The sequence below is a fragment of the Paenibacillus anseongensis genome (assembly GCF_009757995.1).
GTDB classification, from domain to species: domain Bacteria; phylum Bacillota; class Bacilli; order Paenibacillales; family NBRC-103111; genus Paenibacillus_E; species Paenibacillus_E chondroitinus.
In genome coordinates, this window is sequence record NZ_WSEM01000016.1 from 1,196,257 (window position 1) to 1,216,612 (window position 20,356).

The 20,356-nt window shown below is 36.6% G+C and carries 14 protein-coding genes; 2 read left to right on the forward strand and 12 right to left on the reverse strand.

Annotated elements, in window-relative coordinates; genetic code table 11:
- Positions 1-59: 59 nt before the first annotated feature.
- The 5 genes from GON05_RS21835 to GON05_RS21855 form a co-directional block, all read right to left on the reverse strand.
- Positions 60-569, reverse strand: coding sequence for a DUF1643 domain-containing protein (locus GON05_RS21835; protein WP_157321753.1), 510 nt, complete (start codon positions 567-569; stop codon positions 60-62).
- Between the two features lie 1,254 nt (positions 570-1,823).
- A complete protein-coding gene (locus tag GON05_RS21840) occupies positions 1,824-2,756 on the reverse strand; it encodes a TniB family NTP-binding protein (protein WP_157321755.1) in 933 nt (310 codons plus the stop codon).
- Entirely contained in the window at positions 2,737-4,704 is a 1,968-nt protein-coding gene (locus tag GON05_RS21845) for a Mu transposase C-terminal domain-containing protein (RefSeq protein WP_157321757.1), read from the reverse strand. The genes GON05_RS21840 and GON05_RS21845 overlap by 20 nt, the downstream gene beginning before the upstream one ends.
- A complete protein-coding gene (locus GON05_RS21850) occupies positions 4,692-6,296 on the reverse strand; it encodes a TniQ family protein (RefSeq protein WP_157321759.1) in 1,605 nt (534 codons plus the stop codon). The genes GON05_RS21845 and GON05_RS21850 overlap by 13 nt, the downstream gene beginning before the upstream one ends.
- A 201-nt stretch (positions 6,297-6,497) precedes the next feature.
- Complete coding sequence (locus tag GON05_RS21855) at positions 6,498-7,376, reverse strand: helix-turn-helix domain-containing protein (RefSeq protein ID WP_157321761.1); 879 nt, start codon at positions 7,374-7,376, stop codon at positions 6,498-6,500.
- A 96-nt stretch (positions 7,377-7,472) separates the two neighbouring features.
- Between GON05_RS21855 and GON05_RS21860 the strand changes: the two genes are divergently transcribed.
- Positions 7,473-7,748 (forward strand): hypothetical protein, encoded by a 276-nt coding sequence (locus tag GON05_RS21860; RefSeq protein ID WP_157321762.1) that lies wholly within the window; start codon positions 7,473-7,475, stop codon positions 7,746-7,748.
- Positions 7,749-7,768: 20 nt separating this feature from the next.
- Here the strand turns inward: GON05_RS21860 and GON05_RS21865 are convergent, their stop codons facing one another.
- The 7 genes from GON05_RS21865 to GON05_RS21895 all read right to left on the reverse strand — a co-directional run bounded on the left by GON05_RS21865 (position 7,769) and on the right by GON05_RS21895 (position 19,262).
- Positions 7,769-9,490 (reverse strand): TniQ family protein, encoded by a 1,722-nt coding sequence (locus GON05_RS21865; RefSeq protein ID WP_157321764.1) that lies wholly within the window; start codon positions 9,488-9,490, stop codon positions 7,769-7,771.
- A gap of 450 nt (positions 9,491-9,940) precedes the next feature.
- Positions 9,941-11,413, reverse strand: coding sequence for a hypothetical protein (locus GON05_RS21870; protein WP_157321765.1), 1,473 nt, complete (start codon positions 11,411-11,413; stop codon positions 9,941-9,943).
- 44 nt (positions 11,414-11,457) lie between these two features.
- Positions 11,458-12,504 carry a nucleoid-associated protein gene (locus GON05_RS21875; protein WP_157321767.1) on the reverse strand — a complete coding sequence of 349 codons (1,047 nt, stop codon included), beginning with the start codon at positions 12,502-12,504 and terminating at the stop codon, positions 11,458-11,460.
- Between the two features lie 111 nt (positions 12,505-12,615).
- The gene (locus tag GON05_RS21880) at positions 12,616-12,861 is read right to left on the reverse strand and encodes a hypothetical protein (RefSeq protein WP_157321769.1); all 246 of its coding nucleotides are present in this window, start codon (positions 12,859-12,861) and stop codon (positions 12,616-12,618) included.
- Positions 12,862-13,167: 306 nt separating this feature from the next.
- The gene (locus tag GON05_RS21885; protein ID WP_181646166.1) at positions 13,168-16,542 is read right to left on the reverse strand and encodes a DEAD/DEAH box helicase family protein; all 3,375 of its coding nucleotides are present in this window, start codon (positions 16,540-16,542) and stop codon (positions 13,168-13,170) included.
- 15 nt (positions 16,543-16,557) lie between these two features.
- Positions 16,558-17,772, reverse strand: a complete 1,215-nt coding sequence (locus tag GON05_RS21890; protein ID WP_157321773.1) for a restriction endonuclease subunit S — start codon at positions 17,770-17,772, stop codon at positions 16,558-16,560.
- Complete coding sequence (locus GON05_RS21895) at positions 17,769-19,262, reverse strand: class I SAM-dependent DNA methyltransferase (protein ID WP_157321775.1); 1,494 nt, start codon at positions 19,260-19,262, stop codon at positions 17,769-17,771. The genes GON05_RS21890 and GON05_RS21895 overlap by 4 nt, the downstream gene beginning before the upstream one ends.
- Positions 19,263-19,609: 347 nt before the next feature.
- Here GON05_RS21895 and GON05_RS21900 point away from each other — a divergent pair, with 347 nt between their 5' ends.
- Positions 19,610-20,173, forward strand: coding sequence for a hypothetical protein (locus GON05_RS21900; protein WP_157321777.1), 564 nt, complete (start codon positions 19,610-19,612; stop codon positions 20,171-20,173).
- Positions 20,174-20,356: the final 183 nt, after the last annotated feature.

The following is a 20,356-nucleotide window of genomic DNA, read 5'->3' on the forward strand; positions in this document are numbered from 1 at the left end:
TTGATATTCAAAAAAAGAAACATCCAGCCAAGATTGTCACTGCTGTAAAAATTTTTTTTTTATTTTTCAAATTTAATTACTTTTAAATCCTGAGGCTCTTTTTTCTCCTTTCTCATAATTCGTAGCATATATGTAGCTTGAGTTGGACTCCGGTTTTGATTGTATCTAAAACAAACCATTTTATATTTGAACTCTTCAATTAAATCCGATAACTGTAATGCAGCAAATTCTCCCTTTTCGCCCCAACCAACAATGATTTCGCTTCCCAGCTTAAGTGCTCTTCGGACATATTTCTTATTTATTTCATCAAAAGCTGAATTATACAATTTTAATTTAGTTGATTTTGGCTCAATAAAAGAAATAACATTGACTAAAATTAACGTTCCAAACCCATTTGCTTTAGCAAAATCAACCATAAAATTTGAGGTTGCATCAGACTTTATATGATTGGCTTTACTAGGATTTAGAAGCAAAGCGGTTAATATCGGTTTTGTTTTATCCCAAGAAATTCTGAGATAATATCGTTTTGGAGATGACATAATTTCTTTTGGGAAACATATTCTACTCACCAAAATTCCTCCTCTAGTGTATTTTATAGAATTAGATCTTCATGTACCTAGGATCCATCCATATTGCGTTTTATAGGATAATATGCTATTTTTAACTTATCGGAAGCACCGATTAACCCTGAAAAGGGTTAATCGGTGCTTTTTTATTTTGTAGAGTGAGGATGATATTTGATGAGGACAAAAAAACAACGTATTGTAATTGAAACGGATAGCAGATTATTTCTATGTCTTATTAATAAAGTTAAGCTTGAAATAAACGTTGCAGGAACTAACGAATATGTAGGTTGTATTAGCTCCTTCGATGAAAACGTTATTTCTGCAGATCATATTAATTTTTTGCGTATGAACTGCAAGATATACCTATCAAAATAGCAAAAAATATAGATTATGAGACGCTACCTCTCCCCTCTATATGTACTTTGTTTGAGTAGAGGCTCGAGTGTTCGCCCACTCTGGAATACCAAGAACATGGAAGATTCGAAGTATGGATTTCGTAACATCCATTACATCAACACACATCCGTAGTCTTCGGCAAATTTGCGAATCGAATAACGGCGTTATCACTTGCATCAGGGCTTGCTGGATCAAGCGGTCGTTAATACGGTTGAATAACGCCATCCGCCTCCGATTTGATTTGGGATTTCCACCAGTTTGACTGCTATCGGTCTGTAAGTACCTGATTTGAGTTCCTTCTTCCCAATTTCACATCGTCCCCATACGTGCACTTATAGCTCAGCTACCGGCATGTTGTCTGTTGCTGGGGGCTCCTTCATTTTGTTTAACGCGTTTGAACGCGGTTCTGAGGTTATCCCCTTAAGCATCCTCTTCTCTTGCCGCGAGGATTCATATGAAGTTGGCTGCACTCGTTTCTCACTGTTCAGACGCATCGGTTTCTCCTCTTATTTAAGTCAGCCCTTCCAGTTTTCAGCGTCCCGTAATATGGCGTCTGCTGAGTCCTAGGGGTTCGACGTATCCTCTGGGCTACGATTACGAAGTTACTCCACATTTCTTCTGCAGCTCTCCCCAGATAGGAACGTCATCTTTCTGCCTGCAAACTTTGGATTGCGGCATGCCTTGGTCACTCAACCGACTAACACTGCCACCAGATTCTACCTCTCGATGAACCCCCTTGCACTGCACTTGGCTAACAGTAGGCGTTCGGGACTTTCACCCTAATGATGACACCAATTCTTGGCGCACAAACATAAAAGCCAAGCAATTACGCTTGGCTTTTTGAAAAGGACCCTCACCGATTTACGTTAAAGGAAATTTTGATAATGAGAAGTCTTCGATAAGGAAGGGATTAACTGTTTTCCCCATACTTACATGTGTGTAAAGTTCGTATGCTCTAGCAAAATCGGCTAGTTCAATACATTCCGCTTCACGATCAATTGCATATTTGGCTGCTTTTCGTATCAGCTTCATAATGGAATCAATGGATCCCCTCGTGGCATAGTACATTCGATCACACAATAATTCATCTGCGAGCATTGCAGGACTAACAAATACTTCTGCAAGTTGTAGATCAATTTCATGCAACAATCTGCGAAATGTTTCTACCTCACTCTTGCTATTGTAACCGAAAGGCTTTAAATTGAGTCGAATTGGAAAGCGCCGACTTAATTGAGGATTGCAATCTAGTACCACACCTGAATCCTCCAAGCCAAACAAGACAAAGGGTACTTTTGTCTGATTGATCAAAGATTTAAACCAATCGGATATTTTATAAATCACTTTCTCCTTGTCGCGATCAACAAAATGCTGGAATTCATCAAGTAAAATGAGCTCCACTCTGTTACTATTAATCAAATTCACGAGCCTGTTATATTTTTGTGATGACGTCCCCCTATTGGGATACTGATCACCTAACTCTGTGAGTAGCCTTTCAGTCAAATTGACATGAGATGCTGGACTTGGAACGCTGACATAAAGAATTACACGAGTTGTCAATTTCATCCCATTTACAGTTTGACTTTCCACTTTATTAAACTTGGCGATATATGTCTCATAGATGGTAGTTTTTCCAGCACCAGAATCACCATAGATAAGGACAGACAATGGATCTGATGAATAGGTGGATTCATGATGAGCCTCTTCGATAAAGTTCATGGCTTTTTGGAATTGAGGATGAATAATCCGAATTCCCTCAATAAACCTAAACTTGTCCTCACGAGTTAATGTTAGCATTGTTTACCGACCCCCATTCTGTTTGTTCTTCATTGTAATTGAAATGCTTCCGAACTATATTCGCCATCTTCACATTTTCCTTCTGAGCATCATTTGCCTTAGATGAAGCAATCTCTGCAGAAGAAGGCTGAATGTGGGCAGCCGCTCTAGCTCCACTCGTTTTTTTGTTCTCACTTTTAAGTTCAGCCATCAATCTTGCCTTTGAGCTGTTTAACTCCTTCCAGGTTACTTCTTTCTGACGTTTGTTAATATCACGCACAAGAAGTTTATGGGTAAACTCTTGCAATCCTTGGCTATAGTCTTGGTCAGAACAAGGTACCGTGATATACGTTCTATTCAACTCATCATAGACATGAATTTGAGATAGATCTGAGGGATCATACTTAAAATCCACGGTGCCGATGCGCCTCTTCATTAACTCAAGCTTTAATTCTTGTAAAGCTTGGGAGTTATAAAAAAGGTATTGATATTGAATACCAGGACGTTGAATAGTGGATCCTGTTTTCAATTTCCCTAAAACGATATCCCATTTTTCAGAATCGTCGAGAAATGCTGGACGCCCATGTTTCTCAATATGTTCCCTCCATAGCTTTGCAGGCGAACCTTTAACACCCTTGTTGTATTGTTGAGAATACTCATCAATTACCCAGCGGTGAATAAGATAAATGAGTTTTTTGTAACCCACAATCGCATTCTTTTTTGGATCATAATCTTTCTTATCTACTACGTTTGAAAATGTAGTACCCGGCATCTGGTGGATAAGTTGCTGGTTAAGCGTTCGGAAAGTGCGCTCCACTTGACCTTTAAACCAAGGTTTGCGCGGTGGACAGAATTTCACATTAATTCCAAGCTGTTTGCATGCATCTAGCAATGAACGGCTCCTAAACTCCTTGCCATTATCTAACACTAACAATCTTGGAACCCCGTATGCTACCCATTCATTTTTAATGTCTGGGTATAAATCCTTAACATAATACTTGGAAGTCATCATATGCCTCATAGTTTTCATCACTGACACATAAGAAGGTGAGTGAAATGCTACGTACAAGCCAATTAGATTCCCCGTCGCTTTATCAATTGCAATAGTAATCCATGGTCTTCCCAGAGGTAATCTGCTGTCATCATCAACTACAAATAAATCAAGTTTGGTATGATCCATTTCAACTTCTTCCAAAGGGATTGTGGGTTTTACCCTTGTATTAACAGAACTTAACTTATCAAATGCGTATTTCTTCCCTTCTCTTTTCTCTAACATTTCTAACGGGTTTCTTGCCGCAATACGCCTAAGAACTGTATTGTAGGAAGGCATCTTAATTTTCGTTTCCTCCGTTCGAAATTTGTTGATATTTTCAATTGAATCTCCAAGCATCGCATAAGCATCTTTCCCGGAAGGCTTTTCTCTTTTTGCGTAAAAACTATCCAAAACGCCATCGATCTTCTCCTCTACCTCGTTCGACATACGATTTCCCGTGCCACAGTCAGCAGTATTGGGAACCAGAGCTGTGATGTCTCCGCCGCTATTTACAAAAGCATTGAACCACCGCCTTAGTGACATTGCGGATACTTTATGCCCAAAGAGTTCAAGTTCTTTTTCCCTGGCATCAAAATAACGAGACATTTTTTGCCCTGCAAAAGGTAGCAGCGGTTTTATTGCATCGTATCGCGCAGCAGCAATCTTTCTTTCAGATTCGGGTAGCATCGAGTAATCTACGATTTTGTTTTCACGTACCCCTGACGACTCCAACAAGCTTGTTGCCGGACCAATTGGCTCGAACTTTAAAGTGCCATTCTCATGAAACAGCATCAAGTCCTTCAGGTCAAACAATACTTCACTATTACCTGTTAGGTTCTTGATAATAAATTTACCTGGAAGATGCTCTCTCGAAATCTCAAATACGCTTTCGTTCATTTTAAAACGGACCCCTTTTTCAATAATCACAGTTTGCATTTATATACCCCTTTTCTTTTGTCATTAGTTTTTTTAGAGCCAATGTAATTCATAAGCTCAGCGCGGCTGAGTTTTACATCTGCAAATCTTCTGACCTCAGTGGTGCAACAACACCTGATATTGCCGGAAATAACTGCCTTCAGGACACTAGCAAAATTAGAGTGATAGTGCATTTCCTTTAGAAGTTTAAAATCAAAAGGCACCCAATTTGACTGGTCTGAGTCTGAAATTTCCTTAACGCATAACTCCTCGAGCTCCTTTAGCAATCGATTAATAGCACTGGGATGAAATAGACGTCTTCCAAACACATCTTTCCCTGGACCATGCTCGATGAGCAGTAACTTCAAATCACTTAGTTTTCTAATGATTGAACCTGGAACACCAAGCCACTTAGCTACTTCTATGCTTGTGATAAACTCTTCTCTAACTTTGGCGTACTTCTCAACACTTTCGATTTCTACTAGCGTCAACTTACGCCGCCCCACCTTTCGAGACATAAACTCGAGTACGCCACTTTCCCCAAGCTTTTTCAAGATGTTGTCGTCACATTTCAATATTTTCCTTGCAGCTAACAAGGAACAGAAGCGGAATTCTTCTGGTTGTAAAATGTATCTCATTCGAGCGAACTCCAAATTTACAGTATTGTGAAAATCAATATAAATTTTCTTGTGTGCTGCAAAAGTTCCTAAGCAAATGATTTTATCGAAAAGTTCCCTCTTTCTCCGCATTTGTCTATTGCTCGATCGATTAATTTCCACTTCATTAATAACCGCGGCAAAATTCTTATTTGGAGACATTAACAAGTGATGTGCTACAGTAGAAAGATAAATAATCATTAGGAGGTTGCGCTTATCTCCCCTAATTAAGCTGTAGTTTGCTTCTCCTAAAGTGACAGTGAAGTCTGCGAATTTCATGTTGGCAAACGGCAAGCCATCCAAGAGCTTAGAAAGCAAATCAAGCCCATTAAAGTATTCCTTCCCTGTAAGGGTAATGCCCTCTTCCGTCACCACTTCGTTAATTTCATCCGCTATGAAGCCTTGGATAATTCGTTGCGCAGATAAAATGTCTTCGTTTGGCTTTTCACCTTCGCAAATGTCGGCGTAATTAACCCCACATATGCATCCACCTCCTATTAGATCATTCATTCTGATAACTCGATTGCAACCATTACAATTCTCAATTAAGAAACAATCGTGTCTCAAGCATACCCCCACCATACTCACATCCCACACAAGTCGATGGTAATTAGCCTCCATTACGCAATGTGGGCAAAACTTAACCTTTGACTGATAATAGTGTTGCCGCCTTTGTAGAAGCGTGGATGACCCACCAAATAACAACCCATCAAACTGATTTAGGGTAAGGTTGTCCACATTCTCATAATTTTGCGCTTTCAAGATATTCACAATCTCACTATTCCAACGGTTTTTCTCTTGGTAATAGTTAAGGTTCGACCTGTAGTCGAAATGACTCCCTTTTCGATTGATGAATGTCTGTAAAGTCTGATGAAAGTTTGCCTTTGCAAGTCGTTGCGCAAGACTCATAAAGCTCTCACCAGGTTGCACTTCTGGAATCAGCTGTAGTTGACTCAAATTGTGTTCCCTCCTACTATATTCAGCTCATGGACAAATCCAATGAATCTCAAAAAAATTTTTTTTGACTGCATCAGCTTTCGTAAACAGCATACATCTGGATATTGAAAAATAACTTTTCAATATCTCTGCCAATATTTATGGAAATGCAAAAAAGGAGCGTAGTAACTACGCTCCTTTCAAAGTTTAATTTAGTTTTAATTAATCATGATCCTTGTTTTTTTTATTCTGATATTGCATATAATCCAGCAAATCTAAAATTCGCTTCATGCTTGTTTCGTACCCGGGCTTGTAAGAAGTAAATACTTTGGTAATGTTGTCAAGTAAATTGATGTATTCTTCGACAAACCATACCTTAGGGAAATCTACTGTATTTAAGAGTTTTCTCATAAGCTGTTCAATTTCTCCAAGAATAATTTTTGTGCTCTCGATGCCAATTTTACCTGATATGCGTTCTATGGATGATACTACACCCGCCAGATGGTTATTTTCATCTTCTTTTGAAATTCGGGAAATGGCGCCAATGATTTTATTTAATGCTTCATCTAAGGGGGCAGAATCCTCAATACTTTTTTGGTCACTGTACGCTTGCTCATCCCACTTGATGCCGTGTAGCAATTCCTCCTTCTTAATCCCTAACCGCGCTTCTATCATTGCCACTGATTCTATTTTTAATGAGGTATTCCCGTTTATTATATTTGATATCGCCGCGTCTGAAATTCCCAATATACTCGCGGCACTAGCCTGATTCAAACCTTTACTCTTTATTGACGATCGTAAGTTTTTACCAATTTTCTTCTTTATTTCTTCATAACTACCAAAAGATAATATCTGAGGTTGCTCGTTGTTATCAGGTTGAAATGATTCATGAATATGATTCGCCTCCATTTCATGACGCATATCATTATTACCTGAGAATAGATCAATTTTCAAAATGATATTCTCAAAAGAGCCTATAACCTCATTAAAATCATTCTCATATGCTGCTGGATACATAACATATATATGTACACTTTCTTTTTCCATCAGCTCAACCAAATCGTTAACTGAAAATAGTAGATTTCCCCCAGCTCTTACCAACAGTCATCACTCTCCATACTTATTATTAGTAGTATGATAGTTTTTCATTTGAATTAAACTTGTATTTAAGGAAATAAATAGATTGGAGGTGAAAAAATGAATTTTTTAAATTTTTTAAAATCCAATCAGCATTTTATTCGTCTGGAAATACCTATTAACAACAGAAAAATTTATTATTATTGGTTTGCTCAGAGAACATTAATTGATGAATTTATTGGGTATATTTCTATAAGTTTCGAAGAGGGCATAGTGAGCAAGTACACATTTTTTAAAAACGATTCTTTCTTAGAACCAGATTGGTTTGCTTTACTTTATAAGGTTACCTTAGAAGAAGTAAATAAAAAGCATCGTTTAAAAAATCTGTTCAAATAAAAAAGACCGTTTGCACGGTCTCAGCTAGAAACTAGTAAGGCTCTAGTTTCATTAACATCTACAATATATTTCTTTGTAATTCCAGGCAGCGCTTCATGAAGAACTCCACTCCAAATTAATTTTCTCAGATGCAGGATAGTAACGTTAAACAATGCGGCTGCCTGTTTTAAATCAATATATCTTTTTTGAAAATCTTCAATTGTCTTTTTATCATACATTTTGATTTTTCTATTGCCTAACTTGGATTTTTCAAAACTAGCCTTAATAACCCCCCTCTTTTCAAGCGCATCTATTGTAAAAAAATCCATTCGCAATAATTTTAACAATTCGCTTTTCGTATATCCCTTCCTTTCATACTTAATTTTATAAAAATCATTCATACATCTCTTCAATTCACACGATTGGAAAATTACATCGGTGAAATTACCTCCCTTTTTTATTCTAAACGGCTCCAGTTTGCTTTCTCTTATAAAGCTCAACAATCTCACCATGCTAAGTCCACTTTGGGAATATTTTTTTAAAGCACCGTAAAAAGTAATGCCATTGTCAAAAGATTTATATTCGCCAGTATATTTTTCAAGGAAATTTACCACTTCATTTTTACTTAAAAACCAGCGACCTTTTGGGTATTTCCGAAGAATCAAAAAGCCAGAATCAATGATTCTATTCATTTGTTCTTTTCCTATTATCCCCAAAATTGAGCATGCCTCTTCTCGTGTAATACAATCTTGATCGACCAAGTCATTGGTTATTACAACATTGTCTTTTGCGGCACAGGCTTGCTTTTGCTTGCGTTGTTTTTTTAGAACTGGAATTATCTTTTTTGTCTGCTTAACGCGCGCTTTTGTTGGTTTGTCCAACAATTCATAAATCTTTCCAAGGAGAACTGAGCAGTCCGAATTGGACGATATTTTTTTTGCCATTTGCAGCTTTGCATGCTTATACCGATTTGGTAATTGATCAAAATTCTTTTTAACCTTTTTTATATTTATTGGAAAATCAATAAATATCCAGTAAACATTTCCGTATTTATAACATGACATTTCATTATTTAATGTTACGTTCTTTTTATAAAACGGTTCAATGACAATAGGTTTTCCAACAAAACTAAGATTGCCTTGAAGGAAGTAGCTGCAGCTTCTTGCGAGCTTTAAAAATCCAACGATATCCAGTCCTTTTAAAGCACCCTTTTTAATAATCTCATTATTCAAAAGCTGATTTTGTAAAATTTTTTGGGATTCTACAAGAAAAGGATCACTAATTTTCTCCTTGTTTGCTGCCGAAAAATAAAAACCACATCCTTCACAAGCTCCTGTCATCAAGCCTCTCAAAGTAATTTTACTTTGACATCCCTGGCAAGCATCCAAAAGTAATAGCTCATGATCCAGACAAATTGTAACTGGTTCAAGCATCCAATCATGCTTGTGATATGCATGCTGTGAAAGACACTCTGGGCAATATTTATGCTGGTTACGAATTACATACTTCTTGTAAAAACCGTCACCAAACTGACATCTAAAATATTGGCTACTCATTTGACGAATACTATTCTTCTCAACTCCAGTAATTCCCATAATAATCTCTAGCACGGAATCGGTAAAAACATTCTTTTCTAATTGTCTAACTCTCATCTTCCATTCGGATAATAGGCTTTCCATGCTTACATAAAAATTGGCTTCTGCTAATCTGTAGATATAACTTGCCAAACTCTCACCAGATTTTACTTCGGGTATAACATTCATTTTTGTCACCTCAAGCCTAATATAAGCAAGTGACCGTTTTTTATGAATAGAAAAACAAAAAAAAGCGCGGATATAGCGCTGCGCCTTTTTTGTTATGTCGATATAATCATAATAAATGAGGCTGCCAATCTAGTGGCAGCCTTATTATAGTTCTTACATTTGTTTAACCCCTCAGGGAATTCACAACATTTACGATCAGTGATACAGACAAAGTTCAAGTGTGGCTTTCGGCAATAGTTAGTCGTATGCAAAGAAATTGGTCATCGCTCATTCACCGCCTTCTGCATGTTCAGGCAGGTTTAGCAACTATTATTACAAAAACGAAGAAAAACGCGGAACTTGCCATCTGACTGGTCTGTTTTCAATAATATTATTCATATGGCAAGCGTAACGGCAAATTCCGTTATTTAATGGGAATTGTTGCCAAAAACACCACTATTCCTATATCTTTTATTTATAAATACTTTCATTGACACTCTGCACAGAAGGATTATTCTCTCCAGTTTTATTTATTTGCGTACTAATTTTATTTTCTTGTGGTTTGTTATTAAAAAATGAGCTGGAAAGAAAATACGATGTGACAGCCGCTGCTAACATTAATAAAACTAAGATTGTTATCAAATTGCGATATCTTCTAATGTATTTCTCAACATTTTGAACAGCAGGATTAATATATATATTTTTAATTTCCAAAAGATCTTTTTCCGCTACTACTACAAATTCTTTTGTATATTCTCCATAAACGCGTTCAATTTCTTCGATTCTTTCTTTTACATAATTCTTATTGTAAAAATAAGATACCGCAAAAACAATCGCATGAAGTGAAAAGGCAACTATCAAGAACAAACGATCCCCTTTAGATAAACCCAAAGCTCCAGAAAAGACCGCAGTAACTACACCGATTAATGATGTATTTATATAGGTTAGTAATTTGTCCGATTCGCCTTTTAAATCCGTTGCATATTTATGGGTTTCTTTTACTACATCTTTCCGATCTGTGAAAAACTTTTTGATACTATCCTGTATGTATGCCGTAAAATGACTGGAAATTGTTTTTTCAATTTTAGGCATCAGTTCGTCTAATTTCTCGGTTGAATCGCTTGTACTTAAATAAATAGTTAAAATGTTTCTGGCAATTTCAATTTTATCATTATAGTGCTTTTCCTCATACGCAAATTGAAATATTTTTTTATAGATTATTTCGGCATGTTTTACACAATGGTCCGTAGAAAAATCAATTTCAGTATTTTTATGTCCACGAATAATAACCTTATTATCATTAGAAATTTTGTTGGATAAATAAATCAAACTTGCCTTAAATAAATTTTTATCAAACCACTGCTTAAAATCCTCTGATATTTTTGGAAACTCATAAAAATTAGGCACAAAAAAAGGTCTAGTGGCACGAGAAGTATCATCCCTAATTTTTATTAATCTCTCTTGCTCAGAGATGCTGTTATCATCGAGGTCGGCAGCATAATATATCATGCCATTTTCAATCGGATAAAGTTTTACGTATGAATTTGAATATTCCTTATCAACAGGAAGATGAAAGTGAATAGTTTTTTGAAAATTTATATTTTTGATAAAATTTTTATTTAACACATCGAAATTTTTAAAAAAAGACTCTCTCTTAAAAAAAATAAATGTGTTCTCATCAAGTTGAAAATGCTGTTTTTTATTAATGGCAAGCGTTAATTGCGCTTTTCCATCTGCGTCTAGGAAATCAGATACACGGTTAAAATTCTCAAAACCTAAGTTTTTCCCCTCACAATTAACCTCAAAGCTAATTTGTGAATTTTGAAATACACTTACATATCGATGCGATAATAATTTTATCGCATCGATATTAACCTCATATTGCACTGTAAAATCCTCCGAATTTTCAATTGCTTTTATTTCGGAGGTTTCAATTTCTTTCATAATTGTTAAAAAAGTATTTAACAATTCATTCATGACACTGCTCCCTAATGCTTAAATTTTTCCTTTAATTCCACACCTACGATTCGAATAACTGTTGTTTTTGTACCATCATCTTCGTCTTCATAATCCACTTTGACTTTGTTGTTGTTGTATCTAATTGGGAACTGGATTTTAATATCATTACCTTCATCAGCATAAACCGCAACCGTAGGATTCTTTTCCGCAGTAAAAATAAAATGAAGGTTTTCACGTTTTTCCAAGAGCTTGTCTTTATATCGGTCAATCTTTTGTTTTAGATCTTCTTCTCCTGAAACATAAGTTTCAAATAAACTCTCTAAATCTCGCTCAAGGTCAACCACTTTGCCTGAAAATAATAGCCGATCTACTCTAGAGACAAAATCCAATTTCTCAGCAGTTGTGGAAATAAATCCTTCCTCCACGGCAAAATCAATAATTGTTGAATCCACCAATTCAGTCATCACTTTATCATCAACACACGTTTTTGCTTCCAAGAAATTCAAAAGAAAGTATTTTGATATTTCACCGGTATTTTGCTGTTTGTCCAGAACGCGAAGATGAACTTCCTCATTCCAAAGATTATTATCTACTTTGATAAAAGCACATTTATGTAGCCTCTCATTTACACTTGGTAAAATATCTCTTTGTACAGTAAAAGAGAAGGTAGTTCGGTCAAGGCGGATAGCCTTATTGGGATCCATTTTAAGAATAGCTAAATAACGATGATCCGTTCGTGCATCGATATATAAAATAAATATTAATGCTCCATTAGACGCTGCACCGCTCATATTGTTAAATAATGATTGCGTCATATTAATTGTGTTATCTACGAATAATTGATCGTTCGTTACATCATTTGAAATTTCAATGGTATCTACAAGGACTGAAGCGTTCTCATATGTAAAAGTACACATTCTTATTTGTTTTGTTTTCAATGCGTTTTCGATATGCTTACTGAAGAAGCTTGTTACTTCGCTATCTACTAAATTAATCACTTGACGAAAAAATAGTGGAGCCGCGTTGCCTAAATTTAAATCGTGTGCAATCATTTTTTCAATTGTAATGTTTGACAAATTAAAATCTCTCCCCTTAGAATAAGCAGTTGTTAACAATTTACCACAAATTTCCTCTTGGGGATATAACCTAACAAAAAAAGGTGGAAAGCTCCCCCACCTTTTGATACTTTATTTATTTGAAACATTAAGATTTTTAAACCTACCTGTGAAATCACAAACGCCGTCCCAGTTCCCTTCTGTGGATGCGCCTTGTAGTTTTGGATTTATCATGGCGTACAACAATTGAGTTGCAGCATCTTGATCGTCTTTGGGTGTTTTATATTGGTCAGCAATTCCTTCTACTAATTCATCGTCAACAAGAACCTCGCAAATTACCGTCACTTGCGCTCGTACGACTCTTGGATTTTTCATCATATATCAACTCCTATTTAGATTTGAAAGTATTCATCACATAAATAAACAAAAGCAAGACATTTACATAGTTCCATTATCGACAATAGTGTAGATGTATAATCCATTTACGGAGTGGGGAACTGCAACATGCAACCTTCACAATATACTATGTCACTTTCTCGAATGTATGAGACTTGTTTATTATGAAACAATACCCCTACACAAAAGAATTGAAACAAGAAAAGTATGCTGGAAAAATCCAGCATACTTTTCTTTAATAAAGCTTTTTATTCGTGCGTGCACCCTTGATTACAATTAATAATTATTTTATGAAACATCATTTATTTTTGCGTTATTTTGCAAATATCGCACTACTTGTACGATCTCGTCAACTTCAGCTTCTTCAAACATTCCATAAACACCTTCTTGATGAAGATGGATAAATGGTTCATCCATTAATTTACCGGGATCCAGATTTCCATTCTTAGTTAGATATTCGATAATCAAATTAATGAAATGTATTTGATTAGGGTTCAAATTCGTTTTACTAAGCAAATTTGCAAATGCTTCTTGCGCTGCATCTTGTTCTAGCCCTATAAGCTCTCTTACAAAGGATCCAAAAGAAGCCGCACCTTTTCCACCAAAGAGCTTCTCAAATTGCTCCTGGGTGCCTATCTGTTCGTTAAACAACATGCTTGCGAAAGAACTCACGTCGTATCCAGTAATAGGTTTGTTTTTACGAAGTTTTTGAATCGCAATATGATCTTGATGCTTAAAAATGTAGTCGCATACATGCTTACGATAAGCAGAGAAATCACTGGACTTAGGAAGATCTACTTCTTCATCACTTTGTAATTCATCGGTAAAATTCGTGTAAAGAATCGTTCGCTGCTCGGTATCTAGTAAAGCTAATAGTTCACGAACAACCAGTCTGACATGTTCTAGCTCAGAAACATTGGTTTCGTTATAAAACTCAGTTGTCGTTATTTTCTTTAAGAGTGGCAAATGATCTTTGATTTCCTTGATATTTTGTTTATCTTTCGTTAGTAGCTGTGTTCCAATTGATATTAGTTTATTAATATACGAATTCCTTTTTCCTATCGATGTAACACCCAGCACTGACCTTTGAAGACGTAACATTAGCAAATCAAACCGCTTTTTCTCTTCCGTCACATCTTCGTATACGATCGGAGCAAGGGTTGAAATAACTTCTGCTTTAATTCCCTCTGAGAGTGATATCCAATTTTCAGATTGCCGATATTTAATTACAGTTGATAAATGAGGACGTATCGTAAAGTGATGTTCATCCATTTGCTCTAATTGATTTGTCACATATGAAATGGTTGCATTCATCAGGTCTGGATACTGCTGAGTTTTATGTAATTCATAGATGAGTTCGCTACGTTGCTCAAAAAGTTGTTCACTAAGAGAGATGACCTTTGAACCTTCGTCTTCTCCTTCTTGAAACGCATCAAAATATTCCACATTCCCACACATATCAAACAACAGCGCGTGCGTTTTATGTTGATTAGGTCCAAACAAATTCTCACAGAGCCGTGTGCCGCGACCAATCATCTGCCAAAACTTCGAAAACGAAAATACTGGGCGAAAAAGCACCAAGTTTACTACTTCCGGAACATCAATGCCGGTGTCCAACATATCGACTGAAACTGCTATTTGTGGAAGTTCACTACCTTGCTTAAATTCCTCTATCAACTTATCTGCATAATCTACCTTATTATGGATAGTTGTCATAAACTTGCCCCGAAGATTTGGGTACATCTCATCGAACATTTCGACGATAAATTCAGCATGCTTCTGATTCCGGGCAAAAATAATGGTTTTCCCAAGCTTATCTCCACCTGCAACTTTAATTCCTTTTTGCATCAGCAGATCAAGAGCTTGTTTAACCGTATTTTTATTAAAAAGCCAAGAATTTAAAGCATCCTTTTCAACCTTTTTCCCCTTTAAAAGTCTTATTCGGTTGTTGTAATCTTCCCGTTCACTCTCGCTTAATTCCTCAGGATCGATACCATCATGCATAAATTTAAATTTCACTTTAACTGGTTTAACGGGAACAAGATGCTTTTCTTCAATAGCCTGTTCATACTCGTAAGCATGGGTTGGCAAATTACGCTGAAGTTTAAAAAAATCATATGTATCCCGGTCAACCTCTGATTTTGGTGTTGCGGTTAAGCCAAGGAGCAGAGCGTCAAAGTATTGAAATACCGTTCCGAACTTGTTGTAAATCGAGCGATGGGCTTCATCTACAATAATGAGGTCAAAGTGAGCGATCCCGAAGGGGACTTCATTTCCTTTTTTAGGGTGTAAAAAACCAGCCATCGTCTGATAAGTGGAAAAATATAAGCGAGCAGAAATATCGCGTTTATCTTCAAGCAAATTACATACAGTTTCATTAGGAAGGTGCTTTTTAAACTCTCCGTAGGCTTGTTTAACAAGTTCGCGGCGGTCAGCTAGAAATAAAACATTTTTGACCCATCCTGCGCGTTTTAAGAAGTCTATCAGCGCGATTGCAGTACGCGTTTTACCAGTGCCTGTTGCCATGACCATAAGAGCATGACGCCTTGCACCTTCATATGCTTCGCCAACGCGGCGTATTCCATCAATTTGATACACCCGTCCCGCAATTCGTTGATCAGGCTTGATACTTATTAGCGGCTTTTTATTATTTCGTCGCTGGATGACCCATTCCAGTTCGTCTTTACGATAAAAAGTAGCAACTTCCCGGGGCGGGTAATACGTATCATCCCAAAGGTAGGTATGATAACCATTTGAATAAAATATTAGTGGACGAACGCCATACATTTTTTCTAGATTGCTTGCATAAATCTCAGCTTGTTTTTTTCCTTTTTTAGCATCATGAACGGTGCTCTTTACTTCGATTACAGCCAAAGGTGTACGCTTATCACTCCAAAGCACATAATCGCAATACCCGACAGATGACCGATTAGGCATACCCGAAACTTCAAATTCCTCCACGTTCTCACCACGTGGATCCCATTTTGCTTCGCGAAGCATGACATCGATTAGAAGCTGACGAGTTTTCGCTTCACTGCGCGGTGAAAGAATTATGCGTGGTTTCGGCTCACGTGTTTCTTGGGGCTGAATTGAAGTTTCTGCAAGTTGTCGACGCAAAGTTAAAATCTCTGCTTGAGCTTCCGCTAATAGAGCATCTTTTGCTGATATTTTCTCTTCTAGTTTCGTTAATTCTGGCAATGATTCTCGTGAAACTTGACCGCTTTCAGCGACAGGAATCATCAATTCGTTAAATGCCAGATCCTTTATTTTGGGTGTACCGTAATATCGCTGTAGCCAATTTAGGAACATGAATAAATGCTCAAAAATGAGCAGTGATTTATCGCTATCCATGGGTTCATCAGTATGTACAGCTAGGTTGCCAAGTTTGATGATTAGCTTTAACGGACCTAGCATACCTGGCGATAGGTTTTCCTGAAACGTTTGTTCATGAATCAAATCGCCAAGCATCGGCTTATCCTTTGCTGGATACTGCAGATAGTCGTCGTTGCTATAGAGCCACCTTACAGCGCGTTCTAACGTGACACGACTATAAAAAAGGGATGTGCGTGGTTTTGTGAATACGTTGTTTTCCGCCTCTGATGCCGATTCATGAAGTGATTGCCATTGAGGAAATTTTTTTAGAAAATCGACATTTAATGACAACACCATTCACCTTCTTTATTTTAGTTCGAGCTGACCTGAAAAGGCACGCTGTAAAAGTGATTGAAAGTTTTCTTCTAGCCTTTCAAGTTGATTTTTCATTTTATTTTTTTGATTTTCAATATTTATTGCGATATCACGAAATTCATTTTGAATATTCAATGGAGGCACAGGGATATCAAATTTTGAAAGTTGACCCATACTTATTCTACTTCGAGTTTGTCCATGAATAAGACCTTTTACTATATTTTGGAATTGCGAATTGTTTAAAAGATGGCACAGATATTGGGATTGTACATGTTCTTCATTAGGCTTACAACGAATACAATCCGCCTTATTTACAGCAAATTTAATATTATTTGGTAAAATACATGCTCTAAGATTTGGGCTACCAATTGTTCCGATCAATATTTCGCCTGGATAACAGGTATGTTTCTTAATACTCTTGTAATGCTCCTCTGAAACATATGCCTCATCCTTATCAATAAATTCACCAACACCGATGTTTTGTAATCGAATAACTCTTACACCATCTGGTCTGTAATGTTCTGATTTTAAATTAGAACCAAATGGTCCATCGCTAAAATGTATGGAAACTTCTCTTAATGATTTTTGCTCCCATTTTCTTGGATTAGTAGCTGGATCTCCAAACATATCAAAAAAGATAGACTCTACAAGTACATCCAGTTTGGCAATCGCCTGTTTCCGCTTTAGGATCAGTGATTCAGCTTCCGCCAAGACAGCAGCGATTTTCTGCTGTTCCGCAAAAGATGGTAAATTGATAGTTTCACCATTTAAATAAGTGTCAAGTTTAAGGTTAATTATTCCAGTTGTCTTGTTTTGGTATGAAATAGTTTTTCCTCGAGTGTGAAATTGATAGAAGCAATAGAACAAATATTTTGAACATACATCATTTTTCGGTCTTAAGATCGCAGTAAAGTTATTACATAAAAAGTTATCTGCATGAAGGTCAAAATAAACAACCCGTCCAACAGGCTGTGTAGGACTCCCTCCCGACTTTTCAATTATTATATCTCCATATTTAAGCCTCTTTTTTTCAACCTTTTGTGAATCAATATCACGTATAACAACTTCCTTATCCAAATTCAATTTGCCGTCATTTGAAAAATTCGTTGTTCTTATCACCTTAATATGACTTGTTTCCTTCGGCTCATTTCCCCACTCCCCTGAAATAACATCAGAGAGCAAATCTTTCAAAATATATTTCTTCACCCTAACATTTCCTCCAGTTTTTGCAGTCCTGATGTAATTTCTATTTCGAGATCAACGATCTCTTGCAGAATTTGTTTAGGAGAAGCGTGCACAACTTCTTCGTGTTCTTGTTCTTTATAGCGATTGATGCTAAGGTCGTACTTATTTGTGCGAATTTCATTAGCACTAACAAAGAAAGATTGTTCGGTTCGGGCACGATTATTTTCGGCATTTGAATTGCTAAAACGAGCAATAATATCAGGAATGTTATTATCTTCGTGTTTGTCCGGATCAAGCTCACGACGATTATCATCAAGTGAGTAACCGTCCGCTTTCATATCGTAAAACCAAACCTGATCGGTTCCGCCGATGTTTGTTTTAGTAAAAATCATGATGGCAGTCGAAACCCCTGCATAAGGCTTAAATACACCAGAAGGCATGGAAATGATTGCTTCAAGCTTATGGTTATCAATTATTTCCTTGCGGATATCAACGTGTGCTTTGGATGATCCAAATAGCACACCATCCGGTACGATTACAGCGCAGCGCCCACCGTTTTTAAGTAAGCGAAGCATAAGTGCCAAAAACAGAAGTTCCGTCTTTTTCGTTTTAACCTTTTGAAGCAAATTATCTGCCACTTCGCTGTAGTCTAAAGATCCTTTAAATGGTGGATTAGCTAACACTAGTGTGTATTTCTCAGTTTCAGCGTTGCCTTTTGAAAGTGAATCTTGATACAAAATTTGCGGATCCTCAATTCCATGCAACATTAAATTCATTGCAGCAATACGCAACATCGTTAGATCGGTATCGAAGCCATGAAACATAGTGCTTTTAAAATGCGCTTGTAGTTCTTCATTTCCTGATTTGACAAAGAGCTCATCGCGGTGATGTTCTCGAACATATTCTGCCGCTTCGACCAAAAAGCCAGCGGTTCCGGTAGCAGGGTCGACCATTGTGTCTTGTGGTGACGGCTTCATTAATTCAACCATCATGCGGATGATGTGCCGCGGCGTACGAAATTGCCCGTTCGTACCAGATGTTGCAATTTTAGAAAGTAAATACTCGTACAAGTCGCCCATTGTATCTTTATTTTTTTCGGAAATTTCGGTAATGAGTTGATCGATTCCCGTAACCACGCGCTGTAACAATTGCGGAGTAGGAATAATAAATACAGCATTTTCTAGATGCTTTGTAAATTGTGAACTTTCATCTCCCAAAGCTTTCATATGAGGAAAAGCTTCATCCTTAATCGTTTCAAACATAATTCCGGCTTCATAGTTTTTAAACTGCGACCAACGAAAATTTACTTGCTCAGAAGAAAAAATGGGGTTCTCCAATGGTTTTCCGGTCAATCTTGCTCTTTTTTCTTGCCTAATTTGTTGATCATCGAGTTGTTTAATAAAAAGCAGGTAAGTAAATTGTTCAATAACAGACAGTGGGTTTGAAATCCCACCTGTCCAAAACATTTCCCATATTGCATTTACTCTGTTGCGCGCGTCCCCTGTTAACATATTATCGATGGCTCCCCCGAAGATGTTTTTTCTAAATTCATTTTTTTATGCTATGTTTCTATAATAAAAGCCAAAAAATTGAAGTTATGATTGCTAATTATACCACAATGGAACAATACGGTCTTTCATTAACTTCTAGTAGTAAACTATATCATCCTTATGAGAACGAATGAATCGACTAATACTCTCGAATCTTAGTAAGAAACGTTATATTCTTGCTGATTGCTTAACTCCTTTCTTAAAGTAAATTGGCTGTCTTTACTGCTGATCAGAAGGAATTATTTACCTAATGTCGAAAAATCAACCATGATAGATTACCTTTTGTATGGGATGGAGATGTAAAATTGATGGCAAAGAGTAAAAAAACTGTATACAAGGACATTCTTGATAAGAATGGAGACCTTTCAGATCAGAAAAATTATTTTATTAATCGCGTCGGTGAGTTTGGGACTATTGCCAAATTGTCCCGATATGGCATAGATGCTTTCTTAACGCATGGAAATAAAAAATCATATGACATTGTAGCTACTGCTAATAAAAAAAGCGTTAAAATACAGGTTAAAGCAACTAAAGAAGATTCAGTACCTACTAGGTTTTTTCAGACTTACTTTGACGTCAGCATTCCATCTCCTGAATTTTGGGTTCTGGTACATTCCTATGCAATTAAAGACGAAATTTATCAGGATAAATATTATGTATTAAGGCATTCACAGTTAATGGAATATCACGTAATTCAACTTGCTCGTCCTGAATTAGGTATTAATAATGCTGATGACTTACGGGCAAGAGAGCAATTTTTAAGAAAAAATAAAATGAAATCCGGTGTTGACAAAGTATTTTTCAAAGATATTTCAGAATACGAAGATAAATTCAAAGAAATTTTTGATTTTCTCCATTCTGAAATTATTTAAAAAAGTCTACTGCTTTTTAGTAATAGCAGTAGATTTTTTATCTTTGCTTGAACCTATAGATCTACCATGTTCTTTAGAAATCTTTATGGCGTGTTTAAGCAAACTATCAGTATTAGTGGTCGTCTCCAAATCAGAAGTAAAGATTAGCGTGTCTAACATGGGATCTGTGGTCGAGTGCTAACG

What these genes read in the sequence shown, in the direction of transcription:
- GON05_RS21840 (WP_157321755.1), bottom strand. Translation starts at nt 2,756, where the DNA reads ATGCTAACATTAACTCGTGAGGACAAGTTTAGGTTTATTGAGGGAATT.
- GON05_RS21845 (WP_157321757.1), bottom strand. Translation starts at nt 4,704, where the DNA reads ATGCAAACTGTGATTATTGAAAAAGGGGTCCGTTTTAAAATGAACGAA.
- GON05_RS21860 (WP_157321762.1), top strand. Translation starts at nt 7,473, where the DNA reads ATGAATTTTTTAAATTTTTTAAAATCCAATCAGCATTTTATTCGTCTG.
- GON05_RS21865 (WP_157321764.1), bottom strand. Translation starts at nt 9,490, where the DNA reads ATGAATGTTATACCCGAAGTAAAATCTGGTGAGAGTTTGGCAAGTTAT.
- GON05_RS21870 (WP_157321765.1), bottom strand. Translation starts at nt 11,413, where the DNA reads ATGAAAGAAATTGAAACCTCCGAAATAAAAGCAATTGAAAATTCGGAG.
- GON05_RS21880 (WP_157321769.1), bottom strand. Translation starts at nt 12,861, where the DNA reads ATGATGAAAAATCCAAGAGTCGTACGAGCGCAAGTGACGGTAATTTGC.
- GON05_RS21895 (WP_157321775.1), bottom strand. Translation starts at nt 19,262, where the DNA reads ATGTTAACAGGGGACGCGCGCAACAGAGTAAATGCAATATGGGAAATG.
- GON05_RS21900 (WP_157321777.1), top strand. Translation starts at nt 19,610, where the DNA reads ATGGCAAAGAGTAAAAAAACTGTATACAAGGACATTCTTGATAAGAAT.